Origin of the sequence: Simiduia agarivorans SA1 = DSM 21679 (assembly GCF_000305785.2) — a bacterium.
GTDB lineage: Bacteria > Pseudomonadota > Gammaproteobacteria > Pseudomonadales > Cellvibrionaceae > Simiduia > Simiduia agarivorans.
In genome coordinates this window covers 3,414,418-3,437,885 of the sequence record NC_018868.3, presented here as the reverse complement: position 1 = coordinate 3,437,885, position 23,468 = coordinate 3,414,418, and the positions used below count along the sequence as shown (strand labels likewise).

General features: G+C 57.8%; 19 protein-coding genes. 7 read left to right on the top strand and 12 right to left on the bottom strand.

All coding sequences use genetic code 11. The annotated features are described in order from the left end of the window. Positions 1 to 36: 36 nt before the first annotated feature. The 6 genes from can to M5M_RS15485 form a co-directional block, all read right to left on the bottom strand. Positions 37 to 681 (bottom strand): carbonate dehydratase, encoded by a 645-nt coding sequence (gene can, locus M5M_RS15510; RefSeq protein WP_015048446.1) that lies wholly within the window; start codon positions 679 to 681, stop codon positions 37 to 39. A 25-nt stretch (positions 682 to 706) separates the two neighbouring features. Beyond that, entirely contained in the window at positions 707 to 1,468 is a 762-nt protein-coding gene (locus tag M5M_RS15505; RefSeq protein ID WP_015048445.1) for a peptidylprolyl isomerase, read from the bottom strand. A gap of 127 nt (positions 1,469 to 1,595) precedes the next feature. Then, positions 1,596 to 2,270: a respiratory nitrate reductase subunit gamma gene (gene narI, locus M5M_RS15500; RefSeq protein WP_015048444.1), complete on the bottom strand. Its 675-nt coding sequence runs from the start codon at positions 2,268 to 2,270 to the stop codon at positions 1,596 to 1,598. 2 nt (positions 2,271 to 2,272) lie between these two features. Continuing rightward, positions 2,273 to 3,007, bottom strand: coding sequence for a nitrate reductase molybdenum cofactor assembly chaperone (narJ, locus tag M5M_RS15495; RefSeq protein WP_244431038.1), 735 nt, complete (start codon positions 3,005 to 3,007; stop codon positions 2,273 to 2,275). Next, positions 3,004 to 4,545: a nitrate reductase subunit beta gene (narH, locus tag M5M_RS15490; RefSeq protein ID WP_015048442.1), complete on the bottom strand. Its 1,542-nt coding sequence runs from the start codon at positions 4,543 to 4,545 to the stop codon at positions 3,004 to 3,006. Before narH ends, narJ begins: the two co-directional genes overlap by 4 nt. Then, positions 4,545 to 8,333: a nitrate reductase subunit alpha gene (locus M5M_RS15485; RefSeq protein WP_015048441.1), complete on the bottom strand. Its 3,789-nt coding sequence runs from the start codon at positions 8,331 to 8,333 to the stop codon at positions 4,545 to 4,547. Before M5M_RS15485 ends, narH begins: the two co-directional genes overlap by 1 nt. 243 nt (positions 8,334 to 8,576) lie before the next feature. On the opposite strand from M5M_RS15485, the gene M5M_RS15480 reads away from it, so the two are divergent. Continuing rightward, on the top strand, positions 8,577 to 10,406 hold the full coding sequence (locus M5M_RS15480; protein WP_015048440.1) for an ATP-binding protein: 1,830 nt from the start codon (positions 8,577 to 8,579) through the stop codon (positions 10,404 to 10,406). Here the strand turns inward: M5M_RS15480 and M5M_RS15475 are convergent. The 5 genes from M5M_RS15475 to M5M_RS15455 form a co-directional block, all read right to left on the bottom strand. Next, positions 10,384 to 11,577, bottom strand: coding sequence for a GAF domain-containing sensor histidine kinase (locus M5M_RS15475; RefSeq protein ID WP_015048439.1), 1,194 nt, complete (start codon positions 11,575 to 11,577; stop codon positions 10,384 to 10,386). The two genes, M5M_RS15480 and M5M_RS15475, sit on opposite strands and share 23 nt — an antisense overlap. Before the next feature lie 45 nt (positions 11,578 to 11,622). Next, the gene (locus M5M_RS15470; RefSeq protein ID WP_015048438.1) at positions 11,623 to 12,822 is read right to left on the bottom strand and encodes an MFS transporter; all 1,200 of its coding nucleotides are present in this window, start codon (positions 12,820 to 12,822) and stop codon (positions 11,623 to 11,625) included. Positions 12,823 to 12,846: 24 nt separating this feature from the next. Continuing rightward, a complete protein-coding gene (locus M5M_RS15465) occupies positions 12,847 to 13,836 on the bottom strand; it encodes a M14 family metallopeptidase (RefSeq protein ID WP_015048437.1) in 990 nt (329 codons plus the stop codon). A gap of 10 nt (positions 13,837 to 13,846) precedes the next feature. Beyond that, on the bottom strand, positions 13,847 to 15,334 hold the full coding sequence (locus M5M_RS15460; protein WP_015048436.1) for a glutamate-cysteine ligase family protein: 1,488 nt from the start codon (positions 15,332 to 15,334) through the stop codon (positions 13,847 to 13,849). Positions 15,335 to 15,576: 242 nt separating this feature from the next. Beyond that, positions 15,577 to 17,247 carry an MFS transporter gene (locus M5M_RS15455; protein WP_015048435.1) on the bottom strand — a complete coding sequence of 557 codons (1,671 nt, stop codon included), beginning with the start codon at positions 17,245 to 17,247 and terminating at the stop codon, positions 15,577 to 15,579. 320 nt (positions 17,248 to 17,567) lie between these two features. Here M5M_RS15455 and narL point away from each other — a divergent pair, with 320 nt between their 5' ends. Continuing rightward, the gene (gene narL, locus M5M_RS15450; protein ID WP_015048434.1) at positions 17,568 to 18,212 is read left to right on the top strand and encodes a two-component system response regulator NarL; all 645 of its coding nucleotides are present in this window, start codon (positions 17,568 to 17,570) and stop codon (positions 18,210 to 18,212) included. A 48-nt stretch (positions 18,213 to 18,260) separates the two neighbouring features. Then, positions 18,261 to 19,496: a molybdopterin molybdotransferase MoeA gene (gene moeA, locus M5M_RS15445; protein WP_015048433.1), complete on the top strand. Its 1,236-nt coding sequence runs from the start codon at positions 18,261 to 18,263 to the stop codon at positions 19,494 to 19,496. Positions 19,497 to 19,531: 35 nt separating this feature from the next. Here the strand turns inward: moeA and M5M_RS15440 are convergent, their stop codons facing one another. Then, positions 19,532 to 19,993 carry a hemerythrin domain-containing protein gene (locus M5M_RS15440; protein WP_015048432.1) on the bottom strand — a complete coding sequence of 154 codons (462 nt, stop codon included), beginning with the start codon at positions 19,991 to 19,993 and terminating at the stop codon, positions 19,532 to 19,534. Between the two features lie 181 nt (positions 19,994 to 20,174). On the opposite strand from M5M_RS15440, the gene M5M_RS15435 reads away from it, so the two are divergent. Genes M5M_RS15435 through M5M_RS15420 form a run of 4 tightly spaced genes read left to right on the top strand, consistent with a single transcriptional unit; the run spans position 20,175 to position 23,461 of the window. Then, positions 20,175 to 20,402 (top strand): FeoA family protein, encoded by a 228-nt coding sequence (locus M5M_RS15435; protein ID WP_015048431.1) that lies wholly within the window; start codon positions 20,175 to 20,177, stop codon positions 20,400 to 20,402. 45 nt (positions 20,403 to 20,447) lie between these two features. Further along, positions 20,448 to 22,532 carry a ferrous iron transport protein B gene (gene feoB / locus M5M_RS15430; protein WP_015048430.1) on the top strand — a complete coding sequence of 695 codons (2,085 nt, stop codon included), beginning with the start codon at positions 20,448 to 20,450 and terminating at the stop codon, positions 22,530 to 22,532. A 42-nt stretch (positions 22,533 to 22,574) separates the two neighbouring features. After that, positions 22,575 to 23,033, top strand: coding sequence for a hypothetical protein (locus M5M_RS15425; protein ID WP_015048429.1), 459 nt, complete (start codon positions 22,575 to 22,577; stop codon positions 23,031 to 23,033). A gap of 11 nt (positions 23,034 to 23,044) precedes the next feature. Beyond that, entirely contained in the window at positions 23,045 to 23,461 is a 417-nt protein-coding gene (locus tag M5M_RS15420; RefSeq protein ID WP_015048428.1) for a hypothetical protein, read from the top strand. Positions 23,462 to 23,468 lie beyond the last annotated feature (7 nt).

The following is a 23,468-nucleotide window of genomic DNA, read 5'->3' as shown; positions in this document are numbered from 1 at the left end:
TATGATTTCGCCGGCTACAGGTGCGGGGTGGTCCGCTCAACCAGGGCTCATCCGGTATATATCATCCACACCATCGGGCCGGTTAACGGTAACGTCAAGATCCACAATCCGCCCATCCTGCAAACCGTATATCCAACCATGGATGGACAAGGACCGTCCCTGCCGCCAGGCTCGCTGTACGACTTTGGTTTTACTCAGGTTTTCCACCTGAGCCATGACGTTGAGCTCGCACAGACGGTTAACGCGTGCCTCGTCATCGGCAATCGCTACCAGCTCGGCTTTATGCCGGACGAAAATATCCTTGATGTGACGCAGCCAGTTATCCACCAGCCCCATTTCCGTGTGATCCAGCGCTGCACGCACACCCCCGCAACCGTAGTGGCCGCACACAATAATGTGTTTTACTTTCAGATGGTCTAACGCGAACTGCACGACCGACAGGCCGTTGAAATCCGTATGGATCAATTGATTGGCAATGTTGCGGTGCACAAACAGCTCGCCCGGCTCCAGCCCGACAATGTCATTGGCGGGCACCCGGGCGTCAGAACAACCAATCCAGAGGTAGTCGGGCTTTTGTTGCGCCGCCAGGCGCGGAAAAAACGAGGGGTCGCGCTGTTCGTAATCGCGTGCCCACCGATCATTATTATCAAGCAAGTGTTTCAGGCTGCATTTTTCACACACTGTGGCTACTCCCCAACCTTCGTCGCTATTGCAATAACGGTGATTCACTGACGGAAAAATCAAAACCTTCGATGCTGGCGTCGGCAATCAGGGTCTGGATATATTGTGCAATGGCCTTGCGCCGGACTTTTTCATTGAGGTATTCCCGGATCCGATCCTCCACTTGCTCATAGGTCAGTTGCCGGCCTTCGGCCCGTTGATCCACACTCACCACGTGCAGGCCATAGCGGGACTCCAGCGGGCGACGGGCCAGGCCGGGTTGCAGCTTCAGTAACTGACGCTCGAATTCCGGCACCGTCTGACCGCGGGTAATCTGTCCCAGGTTGCCGCCGAGTTTGGCCGATGGGCAGGCCGAATGGGCCTCGGCCAACGCCGCGAACGAAGCCGGTGCTTGGCTGAGTTGGTCAATAATCGCAATGGCTTTATCCGCTGCAGCAATGCGGGCATCGTCATCATCGGGCGCCGCCGCCAGCAGAATATGGCGCACAGCCAAGAGCGGCGTGGTCTGGAATTTATCCAGATTGGCCTGATAATAACGCTCGCAGTCTTCCGCTGTGGCACTGGGGGTTATAGCCTCTTTTGCCAACAGCGCCTCCAGCGCCTCCTCATTGTCGGCGTCCGCCTCCAGCGTGATACCCAAAGCTTGCGCACGCGCCTTGACCAGCTCACCAATGATCAATGCTTCGCTCGCCCTGATCATCGCATCGCGCTGATTTTCCGCCGGATGATATTGCATCTCCGCCAGAATCGCGTTTTCAGATATTTCGGTTTGGTTTACGCGGATCATGATGGAATCCTTGTTTGAATTTGTTGCAGTGTGAAGGTGGGTCTTGAAGGTGGAATGCGCTTCGCTTATTCCACCCTACGGGACCTTGTAGGGTGGAATAAGCGCCAGAGCATTCCACCACCCCGCCTTAACCTTTGGAACGCACCACTTGGTAATTCCGGGAGAAATACTTCACCGGCACCGACCAGATATGCACCAGCCGCGAGAAGGGGAAAAGCACAAACAGTGTCATACCCAATGTAATGTGCGCTTTGAAAATCCAGTGCACATCCACCACCTGCTCAGCCGCATAGGCCCCATCCAGAATCACAATGTGCTGCGCCCAGGCCATCAGCTTCAGCATCTCCTGACCGTCCATATGGCCGGCGGAGACAAAGATAGAGAACAGACCGAGTAGCAGCTGCGCAAAAATGAGCAACAGAATCAGCAAGTCCATATCGGATGTGGTGGCACGCACGCGCGGATTGGTGATTCGTCGATGCAACAGAATCACAATGCCGTACAGGCAGATCAGGCCGAACAAGCCACCCATGCCCATGGCAAAGGCCTGCTTGAAACTGGCGGTCACCCCCAGAAAATCCCACACCTGATGCGGCGTCAGCAGGCCCACAAAGTGGCCAGCGAGAACCGCGATGATACCCACATGAAACGCGGCCGAGCCCTTGCGCAGCTGCTTGGATTCGAGCAACTGGCTGGAGCCGGTTTTCCAGGTGTACTGATCGCGGTCGTAGCGCACCAAGCTACCCAGTACAAATACCACTAACGCAATATAAGGATAAATCCCGAACAGAAAATGATTCATATTCAACTCCTCACGGCCTGATCAGCAGGCACCGCATCAAAACCAACCCAATTCAGTGGCACATCCAGATCGCGGCGTTGCGATTCAGACGGGCGGCGCACGCCGGATTCGCAGGACGATTCCGTTTCAGCACCAAATTTCACTTCTTCCTCTTCCCAGGCCTTGTCGAGCGCTTCGCGTGTGTCATCGCGCTTTTCGCCCGCCACCTGCTCGCGAAGATCGCGCATATCGAGATCTGCATTGGCAAGTGATAAGAGTGCACTGAACAACACCGCGTAGTCGCTTTCGCGCTTTTCCAATCGCACCTGTAACAACGCCAGAATGTGGGACATATCGTCCAGCCAGCCGCGGGCATTGTCATCGCCCTGGGTGGCAAGAAATTCCAGGAACAGCGGAATATAATCCGGCAACTCGTGCTGGCTCAGTTCCAGCCCGGCTTTGCGGTACAGGGCCACCAGATCCACCATGGCCTGGCCACGATCGCGCGACTCGCCGTGCACATGCTCAAACAACCAGAGCCCAAGTGAGCGTCCGCGTTCAAACATGCCGTCGTATTCCGCCTGCCAGTCGAGCAGCGGAAGTGCCGCCCGTCTGGTCACAAACTGCGCAAGCGTTTCGCGCAGTGCGGGTTTCAACGGCGATTCAGCGATCATCTGTTGAATCTCTGCCTGATGCGCCGCCACGTCGGCGGTGGGGTAATCCAGCAGGCGGGAAATGACTCGTAATATCTGCATCATTCGCCCTCCCAGGTGGACACCGCAATCACGTCGCGGTTGGTTTGCTTTTTGCCACCGAAAATATTCAGCTCGCTGTTGCCATCGGAGCAGCCGTTACCGAAGCTGAAGCCGCAGGCGGATTTCATGCTGTAGGCTTCTTCTGCATAGGCCTTGTGGCTGGTGGGAATCACGAAACGATCTTCGTAGTTGGCAATGGCCATGTAGCGGTACATTTCTTCCACCTGCGCCGCAGTCACGCCGGCTTTTTGCAGCACCGCCAGATCTTCCTGACCTTCCACCAGCTGCGAGCGCTTGTAAGCGCGCATGGCGAGCATGCGTTCCAGCGCCGACAGTACCGGAGCCTCATCACCGGCGGTGAGCAGGTTGGCCAGGTAACGCACGGGAATGCGCAGGGATTTCAGATCCGGAATCACTCCATCCATGCCAATGTGACCGGCTTCGGCCGCGTTGGTAATGGGCGACAGTGGCGGTATGTACCACACCATAGGCAAAGTGCGGTATTCCGGGTGCAGCGGCAGCGCCACTTTCCAGTCCATCGCCATTTTGTATACGGGCGATTGTTGGGCGGCTTCCAGCCACGCTTCCGGAATACCTTCGGCGCGGGCGGCGGCTTGTACCTGTGGATCGTTGGGATCGAGGAAAATATCCAGCTGCGCCTGATACAAATCCTTTTCCAGTTCCACACTGGCCGCTTGCTCGATACGGTCTGCGTCGTACAGCAGCACGCCTAAGTAGCGGATGCGGCCCACACAGGTTTCAGAGCAAACAGTCGGCTGACCGGCTTCAATGCGCGGATAGCAGAAAATACATTTTTCGGATTTTCCGGTTTTCCAGTTGTAGTAAATTTTCTTGTAGGGGCAACCCGACACACACATGCGCCAGCCGCGGCACTTGTCCTGATCGATCAGCACAATACCGTCTTCTTCGCGCTTATAGATGGCACCACTGGGGCAGCTGGCCACACACGCGGGGTTCAGGCAGTGCTCACACAAACGGGGCAGGTACATCATGAAGGTCTTTTCAAACTGACCGTAAATGTCTTTCTGCACTACCTCATTGAAGTTCACGTCCTTCTTGCGCTTGTCAAATTCGGTACCGAGGATTTCTTCCCAGTTCGGACCCCAGTTGATTTTTTCCATGCGCTGGCCGGTCACCAGTGAGCGCGGACGCGCCACCGGCTGATGCTTGGACTCGGGCGCCTTGTGCAGGTGCTCGTAGTCGAAGTCGAAGGGCTCGTAGTAGTCGTCAATTTCCGGCAGATCCGGGTTGGCAAAAATATTCGCCAACAACCGCAACTTGCCACCCTGACGCGGGCGCAGTTTGCCGTTTTTCTCGCGCACCCAACCGCCGTTCCACTTGTCCTGGTTTTCCCATTCTTTCGGGAAGCCGATACCGGGTTTGGTTTCCACATTGTTGAACCATGCGTATTCCATACCGTCGCGGCTGGTCCACACGTTTTTACAGGTAATGGAGCAGGTGTGGCAACCAATGCACTTGTCGAGGTTCAACACCATGCCTATCTGAGCACGTACTTTCATTATTTCACCTCCGCGCCGTTTGCACGGCCCTGGTATTGGACGTCGCCTTCGTCGTCCAGCCAATCCACTTTGTCCATCTTGCGCACAATCACGAACTCGTCGCGGTTACAGCCGACGGTGCCGTAGTAGTTAAAGCCGTAAGCCTGTTGCGCGTAGCCACCGATCATGTGGGTGGGTTTCATCACCGCCCGGGTCACCGAGTTGTGAATACCGCCACGGGTTTTGGTGGTTTCCGCACCCGGCACGTTCACGATGCGCTCCTGCGCGTGGTACATCATGCTCATGCCCACCGGCACCCGCTGGGATACCACGGCACGCGCACTGATAGCACCGTTGACGTTGAACACTTCGATCCAGTCGTTGTCTTCAATGCCCGCCTGTTTAGCATCCGGCTCGCTCAGCCACACGATGGGGCCGCCGCGCGACAAGGTCAGCATCAACAGGTTATCTGAGTAGGTGGAGTGAATGCCCCACTTCTGGTGCGGGGTAATCCAGTTCAACACCAGCTCGTGATTGCCGTTGGGCTTTTTGCCCAACAGTGGCTCAACAGTTTTCAGGTTGATGGGCGGCTTGTAGGAGCAGTGCTGCTCGCCGAAGTCACGCATCCACTCGTGATCCTGATAGAACTGCTGGCGGCCGGTGACGGTGCGCCATGGAATCAGCTCGTGCACGTTGGTATAGCCCGCGTTGTAAGACACATGCTCGTCTTCCAGACCCGACCAGGTGGGCGACGAAATGATCTTGCGCGGTTGCGCCTGAATGTCGCGGAAGCGGATTTTTTCCTCTTCTTTTGGTTTCGCCAAGTGCGTGTGATCACGACCGGTAATTTTACCCAGCGCGTCCCAGGCCTTTACCGCCACCTGACCATTGGTTTCCGGCGCCAGTGACAGGATCACTTCGGCCGCATCAATGGCCGATTCAATTTTCGGCCGGCCTTTGTGCGCGCCCTCTTCGGTGTGCACATAGTTGAGCTCGCCCAGGAACTCCACTTCCTTATCGGTATTCCAGGTAATACCCTTGCCGCCGTTGCCGAGTTTTTCCAGCAGTGGGCCGAGCGAAGTGAAGCGCTTGTAAGTGTTGGGGTAATCCCGCTCCACCACAATCATGGCCGGTGCGGTTTTGCCCGGAATCAGATCGCACTCGCCTTTCCACCAGGCTTTCACGCCATTGGGCTGTGCCAGTTCACCGGGGGTGTCGTGCTGCATGGGCAGGGTCACCAGATCTTTTTCCACGCCCAGATGGCCGGGCGCCAGATCGCTGAAGCGCTTGGCAATACCTTTGAAAATATCCCAGTCGGACTTCGATTCCCACACTGGGTCAACGGCTTTCGACAGAGGATGAATAAACGGATGCATGTCCGAGGTATTCATATCGTCTTTTTCGTACCAGGTGGCGGTGGGTAATACGATGTCTGAATAGAGACAGGTGGTGGACATGCGGAAGTCCAGTGTCACCAGCAGATCCAATTTGCCTTCCGGAGCCTCGTCGTGCCACACCACGTCTTCCGGTTTCTTCTCGCCGGATTCGCCCAGGTCTTTACCCATCAGGCCATGCTTAGTGCCCAACAAATGGCGCAGCATGTACTCATGGCCTTTGCCGGAAGAACCCAACAAGTTCGAACGCCAGATGAACATATTACGCGGGAAGTTCTGCGGGTTATCCGGATCTTCACAGGCAAATTTCAGCTCGCCTTCTTTCAGCAATTTGACCGCGTAGTCCTTCGGCTCCATGCCCATGGCTTCGGCGCGCTTGCACAACTCCAGTGGGTTCATACCCAGCTGGGGTGCCGACGGCAGCCAACCCATGCGCTCGGCGCGGGTGTTGTAATCGATAATGGAACCGGTCCACTTCTCTTTGTTCGCAAGCGGGCTCACCACTTCCGCCATGTCCAGCTTTTCGTAACGCCATTGATCGGCGTGGTTGTAGAAGAAGCTGGTGCCGTTCATCTGGCGTGGCGGGCGCTGCCAGTCGAGACCAAAGGCCAGCGGCAACCAACCGCACTGCGGGCGCAGTTTTTCCTGGCCCACATAGTGTGCCCAACCACCACCGGACTGGCCGATACAACCGCACATCATCAGCAGGTTGATCACGCCCCGGTAGTTCATGTCCATGTTGTACCAGTGGTTCATGGCAGCGCCGATAATGATCATTGAGCGGCCGTGGGTTTTGTGCGCGTTATCCGCAAACTCACGGGCAATCTTGATGATCTGTGCGCGCGGCACACCGGTGATTTTTTCCTGCCACGCGGGGGTGTAGGGAATATCTTCGTCAAAGTTTTTGGCGGAATTGGGGCAATCGTAACCGTTATCTACGCCGTAATTGGCGAGCGTCAGGTCGTAAACGGTGGCCACCAGCGCTTCCGAACCGTCGGCCAGCTGTACTTTCTTCACCGGCACTTTGCGCTGCTGAATAGGCGCGTGATCGGTGTGATCAAAGTAGTTGTATTCGTGTTCCTGACCTCCGAAGTAAGGGAAGGCCACCTCGGCAATCTGGTCGGCGTTGTCTTTCAGCGACAACGCCAGTGTGATTTCAGCACCGGACTTACCGTCTTTCTGCTCGATGTTCCACTTGCCGCGCCCTTCTTTGGCTGAGGGCTCTCCCCAGCGGTAGCCAATGGAACCGTTGGGCGATACCAACTCGCCATTGGCTTCATTGATGGCAATGGTTTTCCACTCGGGGTTATTGTCCTGGCCATGGTTGCCGGCGAGATCCGACGCACGCAGGAAGGCACCCTGTGACAGGCCATGTTCGCCCTGCTCCAACTTCACCAGATACGGGAAGTCAGTGGTGGAACGCACATACTGCTTGAAGTAATCCGACGGTTTGTCCACGTGGAATTCACGCAGAATCACATGGCCCATGGACATGGCCACGGCCGCATCGGTGCCTTGCTTGGCGTGCACCCATTCGTCGGTGAGCTTGGCCACTTCGGAATAGTCGGGGGTCACCGAAACGGTCTTGGTGCCCTTGTAGCGCACTTCGGTAAAGAAGTGGGCGTCGGGGGTACGGGTCTGCGGTACGTTGGAGCCCCAGGCAATGATGTAGCCCGAGTTGTACCAGTCTGCCGATTCCGGCACATCGGTCTGCTCGCCCCAGATTTGTGGCGACGCCGGCGGCAGGTCACAGTACCAGTCGTAGAACGACAGACAATTACCACCGATCAGGCTCAGGTAGCGGGCACCCGCGGCGTAAGACACCATTGACATGGCCGGAATCGGCGAGAAACCGGTGACGCGGTCGGGGCCGTATTTTTTCGCGGTGTAGATATTCGCCGCCGCAATGATTTCATTCACTTCCGCCCAGGAAGACCGCACCAGGCCACCCATGCCGCGCTGGGTTTTGTAGCTTTTCGCTTTAGCACTGTCTTCCACAATGGAGGCCCAGGCTTTCACCGGGTCTTTCTGGGTCGCGCGGGCATCGCGCCACAGCTTCAGCAACGCCTTGCGCACTTTCGGGTACTTGAGCCGGTTGGCCGAGTAGATGTACCAGGAGTAGCTGGCACCGCGCGGGCAGCCACGGGGCTCGTGGTTGGGCAGATCCGGCCGGGTGCGCGGGTAGTCGGTTTGCTGGGTTTCCCAGGTCACCAGACCGTCCTTCACATAGATTTTCCAGCTACAGGAGCCGGTGCAGTTCACCCCGTGGGTAGAGCGCACGATCTTATCGTGTTGCCACCGGCGGCGGTAACCCTGCTCCCAGTCCCGGTTTTCATTGGTGGTGACGCCGTGCTCACCGCTGAAAGACTGCTGCTTTTTATCGAAGAAGCGCAGTTTATCCAGAAATTGACTCATTGATTGTTCCTCACCCTTGCTACGAGGTCGTTGGCTACTGGCGGACCAGCTGTAAACGCACTTTAGTGGCCGGAGGCTGGCGCTCAGTTGACATGGATCAACACGCGCGAGGCGGTTTTCGGCGTGTAATAGCCGCTCTATCCCCTTGTGGGTAGATGGCGTCGCGTTCCACCCCAGATAAATCAAGGTTTTCTGTTCTCGCGGGTGCGAAAAAGGCAAGGGCAGGATATTTAGGGGTATCGCGTGGTCGAATCCATCCGCAGGCAGTTCACCCGGTCGGTCACCAGCACCATCACCTGGTCCATCATGGCCATCATGGTAGTGGCCCTGTTATCGATCTTTGTGTCCTACTGGATCACCGAACAGGGTGAGCTGGACGGGCAGGCCATTAACCTCTCCGGCAGCTTGCGCATGCAAACCTACCGCATTGGCCTGGCCAGCCATCAGCAAGATAACCAGGCCCTGCGCACCCACCTGGAAAACCTTGCCGTCACCTGGAATTCATCGCTGTTTGCGCCGCTCGCCCAACGAGGTGACGACACTGAACTAAGCCGCGCCTTCACACTCGCGAACAACCACTGGCAGGAACAGGTAAAGCCATTATTCGAACGGATACTGTCGCTGTCCGGCGATGAAAAACAACAAGCCACCACCACCTTACTGCCACTGCTGGATCGCCAGGTGGTGCTCACCGACAAGCTGGTATACCAATTCCAGCTGCGCGCCGAAAGTCGCAACCAACGGCTGCGCCTGATTCAGGTACTGGGCCTGTTCACGATCGTGTGCGTGGGCAGCCTGGTGTTCTATGTGTTGCGCGAACGCCTGGACCGGCCACTGAAAGAACTGACCCACGCCGCCGACCGTTTCCGTCGCGGGGATCTGAACCAGCGGGTCAATCTTTCGGTCAACGACGAGCTGGGATTGCTGGCCGACATCTTTAACCGCATGGGCGATGCCATCGGCAAAACCTACGAAGAACTCGAGCAGCGGGTGGCCAGCCGCACGCGCGATCTGCAACAGCAAACCAAGGCATTACAGTTTCTGCTGGATACGTCCGGCACCATCATGAGCGCTTACCATACACCGGTGAACTACCGGCAGATTGTGCGCAACCTGGGCCAGTTGATTGAGCACCAGGACATTGAAGTGTGCTTGTTTACCGAAGAAGGCAACCAGCCTTACTACCACCAGAATGCGTTTGGCACCGCCAAAGATTGCAGCCAGCGCGATTGCAACGATTGCCGCAGCACCAGCTGCAATACCACACAGACCGAGATGACCTTTCCGATTACCCGCGACAGCAAACAGTTCGGGCTGCTGACACTGCACACCAAGAACACCGCGTCCGAATGGGAACAGCAACTGATTCAATCGACTGCCGATCAGATTGCGCTGGCGCTGACGCTCACAGAACAAAAGCAGCTGGATCGTAAAGTCGCCACCCTGGACGAACGCAATGTGATTGCGCGCGAATTGCACGATTCATTGGCACAGGCACTTTCTTATCTGAAAATTCAGGTCACACGCCTGCAGAAAACCACTGAAAAAGGCCGCTACGATTTACAGGAACCGATCATCACTGAACTGAAGGAAGGTCTTGCCAGCGCCTACAAACAATTGCGCGAACTGCTCACCACTTTCCGCCTTAAACTGGACGAGACCGGGCTGGAAGGCGCCTTGGTACAGACCACCGACAGCCTGAGTGAGCGTTCGGCGATGAAGGTGACGCTGGATTACCAGCTACAGGATATTCCGCTATCCCCCAGCGAAGAAATCCATTTGCTGCAAATTGTGCGCGAAGCGGGGCAGAACGCCATCAACCATTCAGACGGTTCGCATTTACACATCGAATTCTGCCGCTTGTTGGATGACCAGATCCTGATGGTGATCAGTGACGATGGCGTGGGCATGCCGGATGACCCCACCAAACTTAATCACTACGGCCTGGCCATCATGCAAGAGCGGGCACGCAACCTTAATGGCCGCCTGGACATCACCAGCAAACCGGGTGCCGGCACCACCATCCGATTGAAATTTACGCCGGACGTGATCAGTCTGCGGCGGGCAAGCTGAATATAATCCGCGTACCCTGCTGGAATTGGCGGTCGAGCATAATGATGCCGCTTTGCAATGCCATAAGGTCATAGCAAATAGACAACCCAATGCCCTGCCCCGACTCAGCGCCACTGCCTATCTGGCTGTCCACCGGGCCCTTGAACAAATGATCCCGGATTGTCTCCGGGATAGGCTCGCCGCCATTTTCGACACTGACCCGGACACGGTTGCCTTCCTGTCGGGCGCGTACCTGAATCGCACTGCCCCTGGGCGCGTACTTGGCCGCATTGGTCAACAGATTACGCACCACGGTCTTGGTCAGGGTGGGGTCGGCCATCACCCGCAAGTCGTCTTCCAGATCAAATACCAACTGAATCTTTTTCAGATTGAGCGCGTCCTGAATTAATTCCAGATCGGCATTCAACAATGAATCCAGATCGCACGGACGCAGATGCGCGCGAAAAGCCCCAAGATGACTTTTGGACCACTGCAGTAGTTCATCCAGGCGGGCGTAGACCTTGAGCGCACTGCTGAGAATGGATTCCGCAATATCGGCTATGCGAGCGGGCGTCAGCTTTTCCGCTTTTTCGGTGAGCGAGCGGGAAAAGCCCAGAATGCCATTGAAGGGCCCGCGCAGGTCGTGGGCAATCACAGAAAACAGTTTCTCGCGGTTTTCCACAATCGCTTTCAGACGTCGGTTGCGCAAACGCAACTCGAGCTGACCCACCACCTGATTGGCCAACACTTTCAATGCTCGCTGCTGAGTGGGCGTCAGTTTTTTCGGCTCGCGATCGATCACACATAACGTGCCGATGGGCATGCCGTCTTCTGTGACCAGTGGCGCACCGGCATAGAAACGAATATCGGGCGCACCCGTCACCAGGGGATTATCGGCAAAGCGTTGGTCTTCGAGCGCATTGGGCACCTCGAACACGCCGTCTTCCAGAATCGCATGAGCGCAAAACGCCAATGAACGGGGCGTTTGATCGGCGTCCAGCCCCACGCGGGATTTAAACCACTGGCGTTCGGAGTCCACCAGACTGATGAGCGAAATCGGCGTATCGCAGATTGCGCTGGCGATCTCGGTCAGCTCATCAAAGGTCTTCTCTGCTTCGGTATCGAGAATATCCAGCCTGAGCAGGGCCGATAGCCGCTCCGACTCTCTGGGATGTTCGGGTGCAGATTGCATGAACACGTCCTGTTGTCAGCAGTGCATTACCGGCAGTATAGCAGGCTACTGGCGGTATTCGGCCGGCCAGTGCGCACTTACCCGCCAGTAAGCGAGAATACTCACCAGCAGGCTGAGGCTCATCACCAATGCACCGCTTAACACCAGATCAAACGGCAGGGCTACGGCGGCGCTGCCCAGTAAGGCTCCAAGGGTAAAGCGCTGCGTGGTTTCATAGGCGGTGGCGCTGCCGTAGTACTTATCGAGCAGATTAAGGAATAATGACGTGCCGGAAGGACCGATGGCTGATCCGGTACCGATCGCGGTCATAAACAAAACCAGACACAACCAGAGCGGCACCGATATCAGGGTTGCCGCCAGCAACAAGCTCGCCACCGCAACACTTTGCACCAGCAACCCGGCGCGGAAAATAACCAGCGGGGTGTAGCGCCCCACCATCCATTTGCCAATCCGGTTACCGATCAGGATAGACACCGCAAAACAGCCGAACGCGTAGGGAAACATATCGGCACTTAATTGGTAATAGCCCATCAGCAACGGACTGGACAGGGTCACAAACACCAGGCTCAACAACGCACTGCACGACAGACTGAGCGCTTGCCAGCGCACCATGCGCACGCCGTCCAACTCAAACCGCCAGATGTAGACATACTGCGCCATGCCATCGCGCAACGACAGGCGATTGGTGTACTGGGCAGCGGTTTCCGCCACTTTCCACCAGGCCAGCACCAACATGATCAAAGCGGCGCCAAAACTCAGCAGAAAAATACTGCGCCAGCCCAGCGGCAACATGAGCGAACCCACGATCGGCGCCACAATCGGTGTGAGCATCACCACAAAAACAATCTGGGTGATTTGTGCCGCCAGCTGGTCGGGCGGCGTCACATCCTTGACCATGGCGGTTGATGCCACCATCACCACGCCACCGGCAAAGCCCTGCAGCAGCCGCCAACTATTGGCCGCGAGTAAACTGTCGGCCAGCGACAACGCCAGTGAACTCAACACAAACAGACACAGGCCGGTAAGCAATACCAGCCGCCGCCCTTTCTGATCAGACGCCGCCCCGCCCAGCAATTGACCGGCTGCCAGCCCCAACAGGAAATTGCTGATGGTCCAGCTGAGTGCCGCATCCGATACGCCAAAGTGTGCCGCCAGCAGCGGCATGGCGGGCAAATAACTGTCCATGGCCAACGGCGACAAGGCCACCAGCGCCGCAATAAACGGCGTTAGATAACGGGGGGACATAAAAAACCTCGGCGCCGCCCGGTCTCAGGCGGCGTAAAATAAACAATCAGACAGGGCGATATCCGCGCGTGGCGTCGCCATGAAAACCTGCATGGGTACCCGGTTCTGCAGCACGCCCTTGTCCACTTCAAACAACTGCTCAATGACATCCTGACGCTGGTCATTCACCGCGGACAAAGCATCGGCCAGCGGTGACTGTAACCAACCAAAGCAAGTACCGGGATGGGCGGTAACACAGTTGAGCTGCTCAAGGTCGGAACGCAGAGTAAGTACGGCACCGGGGCAGGCGCTGTCACCATACGCGAGCGACAGTCCCGCGCGCAATTGTACGCGCACAGGGTGTTGATACAAGGTAAGTTGCGACGGCGACGCAGACAGAGCCGGCGAAGCCAGCAATTGGCGCAGCCCCAACACTGCGCAACTATGCGCGGCCGGGTCCGCCGAGCCGCCGCACTCAAGCGTGACCACCGGGCAATTGAAATTCTGTTCCATCAGCGAACCCACGACCAGATGGGTGACGATCAACCGGTCGGTGAAGGGTGCCAACAAACTGGCTATGGCCTGGCTGTTGGCCACGGCCACACCAAAGGCCGGCCCGCGACCCGATGTATTGTGAATATCCAGCACCCAGCGCGGTTGGCGTTCGCGAATGTAGTCCGTCATATCAAAGGCCAGTGCCGTGACCGGATCGTCTATGGGATGCACGCCAAAGCGTCGGTTCAGATCGTACTCGCCGGGCAAATGCCGGTGGGTAAATTCTGGCGCAGTCCGGGCCGCGCGCACCGAGGAAATCACCCAGGCGGTATTCCATGCTGGCTTAAAACCCGCTTTCAATAATTGATGGCAGGCAAAAAAACCAGACGGTTCGTTGCCATGCACCAGTACCGACACCACACACCAGGGCAAGGTATCATCCACCCGATGCTCGATCGCAACAGCGCCCCCGAGCGAGTGCAGAAATTGCCCGGCATCGGCAGGCACCTGCAAGGTCGAGGCATCGATCACCGGCAACATGCGAACGCTCTTACCATGCGTGCACCGGCGCGCCGGTGGCCTGATGCTGACGATAGCGACTGAGCATGGCGGCCAGCGCTTGCCGGCGGGATTGCCCCCCGCAATCGGTGAGCTGTTGTCGCTGCCAGCGGGCGCCGGTGATATTGCGCTCAAGCCGCTCGCTGATCACGCTCAGATAGCGCTGCACCAATGACGCCTCCATGCCCAGGTTCAATAACCCCTGCTCGGCCAGCGGCAGCAATGACGTCAGAATGTCGCCCGCGCGCCGACACCCAAGCCGGTGGCTGGCCGGATCAGGCCAGATCAGTTCCGCATCCAACCCTTGCCGCGCGGCGCGGTACAGATTCTGTTCGGCAAACCGGAACGGCAGACTCGCCAACAAAGGCGCCACCCGGGTTTTCAGCCCTTCGGCCAGACCCGTCGCGAGTGCGGCATTGGCCATCATATCCAGCACCGACGGCCCCGCCGGCAGTGCCCGCATTTCAATGCGCACACTGCCACCATCGCCGGCCTCGTACACCGGCCGGTTCCAATGCCAGGTGGTGCCCATGTGCAACGCCAATTCGGGTAATGCCGGCCATTGCTGGCCGGCCACGGGATCTAAGGGGGAGCGTGGCGACAACACCGGAAACAGCGGCGGATACAAGGCCACTGCTTCGGCAAAAAGCTCCCACGCATCCGTCCGCACCCAGCCATGGCCAAAGGCCACCCGCGCCGGCTCGTGCCAGGCCCGGCGGGCCGGATTGCGGCAATCAATGGACTGTTTGAACAGGGCAATACGGGTTTCATCCCACAACAGGCGCTCCAGAAAACACGGCGAATTGGCGGCTACCGCCAGCACCAACGGCGTGGTGAGCTGGACGGCATTAAAGGTATCGGCAAAGGCCTCGGGCGCCACCATCAGGTGAAACTGGAACGACGTATTGGCGCCTTCCGGGGCCACATGCGAGCATTGGGTGTCGAGACGTTCACTGCCTTCTATGCACAACCGGAAATCCTCGCCCCGCCAGGCCCGAAGCGCATGCGATAAGGCCTGATAACGGGCCATCGCGGTCATGCCCGATTCCAGCAAATTCGCTTCCGTGAGCGTGGGCAAAATACCGATCGCCACCAGACCGCCCCCCTGGCTTTCAGCGATTGCCTCCAGCCGCTGCCAGTGCTGGCTCAGCTGTTGTTCCAGCTGCCAAAACCCCATGTCTGCGGCCAACTGTGGCTCGGCATTGATTTCAAGGTTGTGCCGGTTGAGCTCAACGGTATAGGGATTGTCGGTCGGATACAGGCGTGCGGCCTGATCCAGAATAGCGCGGTTCTCCGGCAACGGCTGCCCGGCAGCATCCACAATGCACAGCTCCAGCTCGGCGCCGATCTTGCGCGCACCGCGACCAAAGGCCGGATCTCGGATCGCCGTGGCCAGTGCATCCAGACACTCGTACAAACGATCCGAGTAAGGTGGAAATTCTTCAGGCGTGTACTCAACCCGGTCAACAGCAAGCCCCATGCCCAACTCCGAACTGGTGAAAGTTTCATAATAGAAGCGATTGCACTAAGCCGAAGCTGACCTAGGTCAATTGAACGTCCTTCACGAAAGTACCAAGGGGCCAGACCCCTTGGTACTTATTGGCGGTCGTCGCCGACTCGCCATCCATGGCTCCTGTCGGCATACAGTCCATCCCTGGACATAAAAAAGGCCCGCGAACGGGCCAAGACTATGGGCTCAGTACAGAGCACACTTAAGGTCTGTTACGGGTTGTAGAACTCACCGCTCTTGCGCAGGTAGAAGGCCCAGTTGATCACCACACATACCGCGTAGAAGATGGCGAAACCCACCAGTGCCACTTCCGGGGTGGCGGCTTTGATCTGTTCACCGATGACCTGCGGGATGTAGAAGGCGCCGTAAGCGGCCACAGCGGAAGTCCAACCCAGTACGGGGCCTGCCTGCTCTTTCGGGAACACCATGGCGATGGTGCGGAAAGTGGAGCCGTTACCGATACCGGAGGAGGCAAACAACACCATGAAGCTGACAAAGAAAGGCACGAAGTACTGCTCGGGCGTGGCCGAGCTGTAGGCCGCTTGCATGTAGTAAGCCGCAGACAGTGCGCCCAATACCATGCCGATAGAGCAGATCTGGGTTACCAGGGCACCACCCCACTTGTCGGAAATCCAGCCACCGAAAGGACGGATAAGCGCACCAATGAACGGACCCATCCAGGCAAACATCAGGGCGCTGGGACCGTTGGGGTTGACGGTATTGTGGGTCATCACGCCGTCCACCAACAGGTGTTGGTAACCAAAGATCACTTTGATCGAGAGCGGGAAGGCCGCCGCAAACCCAATGAAGGAACCGAAGGTCATGGTGTAGATCACACTCATCACCCAGGTGTGTTTGTTGCTGAAAATTTTAAACTGGCGGTTGAGGTTGGTTTTCACCTGACCGGGAATCAGCTTGAGCAAAAACAGGGTGGACGCCAACACAAGCACCAGCACAATTTCTTTGGGCACGCCAAAGCCGGAACCATTGGCCGCTTCGGGCAACAACAACCACAGGCCCACCAACGCGGTCAGCAAACCAATACCCAACATGCCGAGGATGATCGAGAAGGCGACGATCGGATTCGGCAGCGAAGGCGTGGCCTCTTCGGTGTTCAGGTTGTTCATGCCGAACCAACCGGCGAAGGCCAAAGGAATCAGCACCAGCAACCAGACAAAACCGGCATTCTGGATGTAGGTGTCGCTGCCTGCGGCGATTTTACCAATCAGCGTACCGGAAGTTTCTTTCAACACCATGGCGTCGCCGCCCATGGCGCCGAACAAACCAAAGGTCATCACAAGGGGTACCACGATTTGCATGGTGGTCACACCAAAATTGCCCAGACCGGCATTCATGCCCAGCGCCAGGCCCTGACTCTTTTTCGGGAAGAAAAAATTGATGTTGGACATGGAGGAGGCGAAGTTACCGCCACCCAGGCCAGATAAAAACGCCAGCGCCTGGAACACCCACAACGGCGTGTTCATGTCCTGCAGCGCCAGACCGGTACCCAGTGCCGGAATCATCAGCAACGCAGTAGTAAAGAAAATTGTGTAGCGGCCGCCGCATAAGCGGATGAAAAAACTGCTCGGAATCCGCAGCGTTGCGCCTGTTAAACCGGCAATGGCCGTGAGGGTAAACAAATCCGCCTTGGCGATGGGAAAGCCCAGGTTCAACATCTGTACCGTGATGATGCCCCAGTACAGCCAGACGGCAAAACCACACAGCAAACTGGGAATGGAAATCCACAGGTTGCGGTTGGCCACTTTCTTGCCGGTGGCTTCCCAGAAGGCATCGTCTTCCGGATTCCATTGTTTGATATTGTCGCCGGGGCCGTAGCCGCTTTTGGCGGGCGCACCGGATTGGGTGGCACTGGTTGTAGTCATTGCTCTCTCCACATTGATGGCATTACCGCTTCACTATGAAGAGGGGCTTCAGACGGCTCAATGCGCTAGGGGGAGTAGCTCCGGGGTAGAAAACCCTGCGGCGGTTTACCTACAGCGGGGTATCGGCAAACGGGCATCCCACGCGGAATAAGCCCCGGCCCGGGAGGCCGCCAGACACCAAATAGGTAGGCCGGCGACCAGCTAGGTCGATAAAGAGCAACAAAAGCATGACCTACATCAAGCCAAATTCAGTTTGCAGTTGCGACCGGCACACGAATTCGCCATGTTAATGCCTGAAAAAACTTACCCGCATGACGACTATGAACGCAGACCTGACCAGCATCCTGTTAGTAGACGACCACCCCCTGTTGCGCAAAGGCCTGGTGCAGCTGATTGAATTGGAAGACGAACTGGCATTGGTGGGCGAAGCCAGCAATGGCAAAGATGCCCTGCGTCTGGCGGAAGAGACCGACCCAGATCTGATCGTGCTGGATCTGAACATGCAAGGCATGGACGGGCTGGAAACCTTGCGTGCCATGCGCGAAGCCGGCGTCACCTCGCGCATCGTGATGCTCACGGTATCCGACAGCGACGAGGACGTGGTGTGCGCCATCACTTACGGCGCCGATGGTTACCTGTTAAAAGACATGGAGCCGGAAGATATTCTGGAGCAGATCAAGCAGGCCGCCAGCGGCAAGATGGTGATTTCCGACAAACTCACCCACGTACTGGCCAAAGCCATCCGCAAAGGTGAAACCAGCAAAACCAGCCTGCTGGCCAAACTCACCAGCCGCGAACATGAAATTCTCAAACTCATCGCCAAAGGGCTTTCCAACAAGCTCATCGCCCGCGACCTGGACATTTCCGACGGCACCGTCAAAGTCCACGTCAAACATGTACTGAAAAAACTGGGCCTGCGCTCGCGCGTGGAAGCGGCCGTATGGATGGTCAACCAACAGCACTGAGTTTGCGGTATCCTTTACCCTTTATGAGTTAACTGAACCGAGGTCACCATGGGCTGCTGTGACGCCCCCGGGCTGATGCCCCTGGACGAAGCCGAGGCGATGATTTATCGCCAACTCCACGCCATTCGCGAAACGGAAACTCAGGCCCTGCCCACCGCCCTCGACCGCATTCTGGCCGAGGACATTCACGCGCCCATCGACGTGCCCGGCTACGACAACTCCGCCATGGACGGCTACGCCCTGCGTTCGGCCGACCTGAACCAGTTCCCCACCTTCAAGCAGGTCGGCAAGTCCTTTGCCGGCCACGCCTTTGACGGTGACGTGGGCCGTGGCCAGTGCGTGCGCATCATGACCGGTGCCCCCATGCCCAAAGGCACCGACCTGGTGGTGATGCAGGAAGACGTGAATGTAGAAGGCGAACAGATCCGCCTGACCCACCCCCAGAAACTCAAAGTCGGTACCAACGTGCGCCGCCGCGGCGGCGACATCGACAAAGGCAGCCAGATACTGCGCGCTGGTGTTCGCCTGGGCCCGGCCCATATTGGCCTCTTGGCCTCGCTGGGCCTGGCCGAGGTACCGGTATTCCGGCGCCTGCGGGTGGGCCTGTTATCCACCGGAGACGAACTCTGCCCGCCCGGCACGCCCCTGGCCTCGGGCCAGATCTACGACAGCAATCGCTACCTGCTGAGTGCCATCCTCACCCGGCTGAACGTGGAGATCCTGGATTACGGGTTGATTGCCGATGACCCGGCCGCCATCCGCGCGGCATTTGAGCGCGCCCAATCAGAGTGTGACCTGATCCTGAGTTCGGGCGGCGTCTCGGTGGGCGAGGCCGACTACACCCGCGACATACTGGGCGAGCTGGGCGATATCACCTTCTGGAAAATTGCCATGAAGCCCGGCAAACCGCTGGCCTTTGGCCGGCTGGGCAGCGCCTGGTTCTTCGGCTTGCCCGGCAACCCGGTGTCGGCCGCGCTCACCTTTCACCAGATTGCCCTGCCGGCCCTGCAACGGCTGGCCGGCGAATTGCCGGCAACGCCCCTCTGCCTACCAGCCGAACTCGGCGCCACCACCCGTAAACGCCCCGGGCGCACCGATTTTCAGCGCGGCTCACTAACGACGCGGGAAGGCAAATTGGTGGCTACGCCGCAGGATGAACAAAGCTCCGGGGTACTCAGCTCCATGACCCGCGCCGACTGTTACATCAAACTCGGTCAGTTTGCCGGTAACCAGGCCGAAGGGGAAACGGTGGAAGTACTGCCCTTTGACCGTTGGATTCTGTAAACCGGCCCCACCAGTGGGTCAAGCGTGGGGCCAGGTTAACCGAGGCAGTAAAGATCGTCGGCCTTGGCCAGTGCATCCTGCACTTCGGCCAGCAACGCATCGCGCTCCGGCCCCGGGCAATGGCTGTCGACGGTGGGATAAATCATTCTGGCTTCGCGCTGGTTGTGCGGCTCAAGCAGCGCCTTGAGCGCCGTGATTTCCGGTGCAGCGGCCGGGTACTCATAGGCCAGCGCCGCGTCCATCAGTGTTTCCAGGCGCCGGTGATCTGCCGATAAGGGCCCGGTGGGGCTCAGCTGCAAGGAACCCTTGGTTTTTTCATACACCGGGTACAACAGGCTTTCTTCCCATTGGATATGCCGGCGCAAGCCCGTCCGGAACGCCATGAAGAGCTGCTGGCATTGCTCCGCACTCTGCGCCTGGCTGGCGGCCTCCAGTAATACGTTCAGGCGATCCTGATCGCTGACGAAAAACGCGGTAATGTCTCGGGTTCGCTGCATGTCACACCTCCACCTGAAGTGTAAACCCAGATCGGACGAGTACCAGTCCAATACCCCAAATCCGCCAAAGGTTACTCACATTTTACCGGCTATTGATGTAACGCAAGGATAAGAACATAATGACAAAAGATAATGGTTATCATCTTCTGACGCATCGTCTATTCGTATTGAGGGCAACCCCGTGACACTGGACCAGCTGAAAATCCGCCAGACCGCCCGCGTAGTGGCCATCAACAGCAACAGCCAGGTTTTACAAAGCCAGTGCGCGCAGCTGGGTATTGCCCCGGGCGCGCCTATCGAAGTGATGCACAAGGCGCTGGGCCGCGGCCCCATGCAGGCCAAGGTGCAGGGGGCGCTCTACGCCATCCGCCCTGAAGATGCCGCCAACATAGAGGTCGCTCTGGCCTGAACACCCCGCGGGCTCTGACGCCCGCGCTGAATTCCGGGAAACAGCTTGAAACAGATTGCTCTGGTGGGCAGCCCTAACTGCGGCAAAACCACCCTCTTCAACGTCCTCACCAAATCCAACCAACGCACCGGCAACTGGGCCGGCGTCACGGTTGAGCAGAAAATCGGTGAATTCAAAGTTGGCAACGAAAAGGTCGAGCTGATTGACCTGCCCGGTGTGCACATGCTCACTGACTGCCCGCTGTCGATCGATGCCAAGGTCACCAACGACTATCTGCGCACGGCGAGCCCGGACGCCATTATCCTGGTGCTGGACGCCACCCAATTGCGCCGGCAAGCGGAACTGATCCCCCAGCTGGCCGCCACCGGCCGCCCGCTGGTCATTGCGCTGAACATGATGGATGCCCTCGCAGACCACGGCATCCAGCTGGATCTGACCGAACTCAAGGCCCTGCTCGGCAGCCGGCTGGTACAGATTTCCGCCGCCAAACACACTGGCATCAACGACCTGAACCACGCCCTCGAACAGGCCCTGACGGCCTCGCTGGCACCGGCCACCGACGGCAACTGCGATACCGACTGCGGCTGCGGCCCGGTGACACAGCCCCTCAGTCAGGAAGGACTGATCGCCGTGATCGACCGCGCCACCCGCTTTACCGGCGAGGCCACTCTGACGGAGAAAATCGACCGCTGGTTACTGCACCCTGCACTGGCGATTCCCAGCTTCCTGTTCGTGATGTATTTACTGTTCATGATTTCGGTGGAAGTGGGCTCCATTTTTATCGATTTCTTCGATATCTGGCTCGGCAGCTGGATTGTGGAAGGTGCCCGTTGGGCCCTGGCCAGCGCCGGCGCACCGGCGTGGCTGATTGCCTTCCTGGCCGATGGGGTGGGCGCGGGTATCCAGCTGATTGCCACCTTTATCCCGGTCATTGGCGCGCTCTACCTGTGCATGAGCTGGTTGGAAGACTCCGGTTATCTGGCCCGGGCGGCGTTCGTCATCGATGGCGTCATGAGCCGCATCGGTTTGCCCGGCCAGGCGTTCATTCCGTTGATCGTGGGCTTTGGCTGCAACGTGCCCTCCGTGATGGCCGCACGTTCGCTCAATTCCACCTCCGCGCGCCTGACCACTATTTTTATCGCGCCATTTATGTCCTGCAGCGCCCGCCTGTCGGTATACGTGTTTGTGGGCAGTGCATTTTTCCCCGAGCACTCGGGTCTGGCGATTTTTGCGCTTTACCTGCTCGGCATTCTGGTGGCAGTGGGCTCCGCCTGGCTGTTGCGCAAAACCCTGTTTGGTCGCTACCACGAGCCCTCCATTCTGGAGATGCCGTCCTACCGCCGCCCGGTCTGGCGCAATGTATTCACCCAGGCCGGCCATCGTCTGTACAGTTTCATGATGCGCGCCGGCAAGCGCATCATGGCCGTGGTGATCGTATTGTCCTGTCTGGGCGCGGTGAAAACCGACGGCAGCTGGGGCGCACCGGGCAGCTCCGATTCCGCACTCGCCTGGATTGGCAAACAACTCACGCCCGCTCTCACACCCATCGGTATTGGCGAAGATAACTGGCAAGCCACACTCGGTTTGTTTTCAGGCCTGTTTGCCAAGGAAGTGATGGTGGGCACCATCCAGACGCTCTACACCAACGAAGAGGCGGATACCAACGAAGGCCCGGTGGAGATGCCCGACTTCATGGGTGACCTGGCCGGCGCCTTTGGCAGCATTGCCGACAATGGCAAAGCGCTGGTGGGCATTGAGGCCGAGGAAGAAGACGACTCCAGTCTGAGCCTCATTAAAGACAGCCCCATTGCCAGCCTGTTCCCTTCCGCCTGGGCGGCGTTCTGTTTCCTGGCGTTTGTGTTGCTTTACGCCCCCTGCGTCGCCACCTTGGGCGCCATGCAGCGGGAAGCCGGTTCCGGCTGGCTACGCTTCAGCCTGATCTGGAGCCTGATGCTGTCCTACTGGATTGCCTCGAACCTCTGGCAAATGAGTCAGGTGATGAGCCAACCCGTCTACAGCATCAGCTGGCTGGTCATATCCACCGCCATTCTTGCGGGGGTTTATGCACTCATTGTCCGGCGCGTGCGCGACAAGCACCTGGGCGAAATCCAGGTGGTGAACCTGAGCTAGTCCGGTACAATGTGCCGGCAATTAATAGCAACGGATCTTGCCATGAATAAACTACTGCTTCCGCTGGTGCTTGGCGCCGCGCTGACCTCTGCCGTCAGCCATGCCGCACCAGAAGAATTCGTCTACAAAAAACCTGCCCGTGGTGCCGCCTCTGAATCAAAAATGCGCGGCGTCTACGATTTAATTGAGAACCCCACTGGCAGTGCAGCCAAGGCGCGACTTGCGATCCTCACTGGCATGCTGGAAACCAAGGGTGCTGCCTGGGTGTTAGAACAGGAAGGCGACGGCTACGTACTGGCTCGCTGGGATTACAAGGGCCACTCGATTTTCCACCGCATCGAATACACTGCAGACGCCGTTCAAATCAAATATGCTGGCGGATTGGATGCCTACGAGTGCGAAATGCTTGTGGGAGATTATTGCTACAAGACTCACAGCAATTACTACAAATACAATCAGTCACTGGTAAAACAAATCACCCGTGCTTTGGGCCGCCTGTAAGGAGACACGCCATGAACCTGACAAAAGTACTGGCTACCAGTCTGCTCGGCCTCTGCTTGGTCTCGGCACACGAGGTCAACGCCTTTACCAAATACGACGACCCGTTCCAGATTTCCAGCTACGTAACCGAGCCGGCCGCCCCCATCAAAGAGGGCATGAAGCGCTACCACTGGGTAGTTGCAGAAGAGGAGCCAGGCAGAATTCTGGCGGTGTATGCTCATAAAAACCACGAAATCAAACTCAATATTTATTACAACCAGGAAAAAATCTGGTTTGAGCAGGTGTCCGCCCGCAATCTAGGCTGCACCAATTGCGAGGTCAAAGATCGCCATCTGACAAACTGGCGGGTTGGCCTGCGTCGTGGTATCGCTTTTGCGCTGACTCACCTCGCACTTGTCGATGCCAGAAAACAGGCCAAAACGGAATAACACTGCG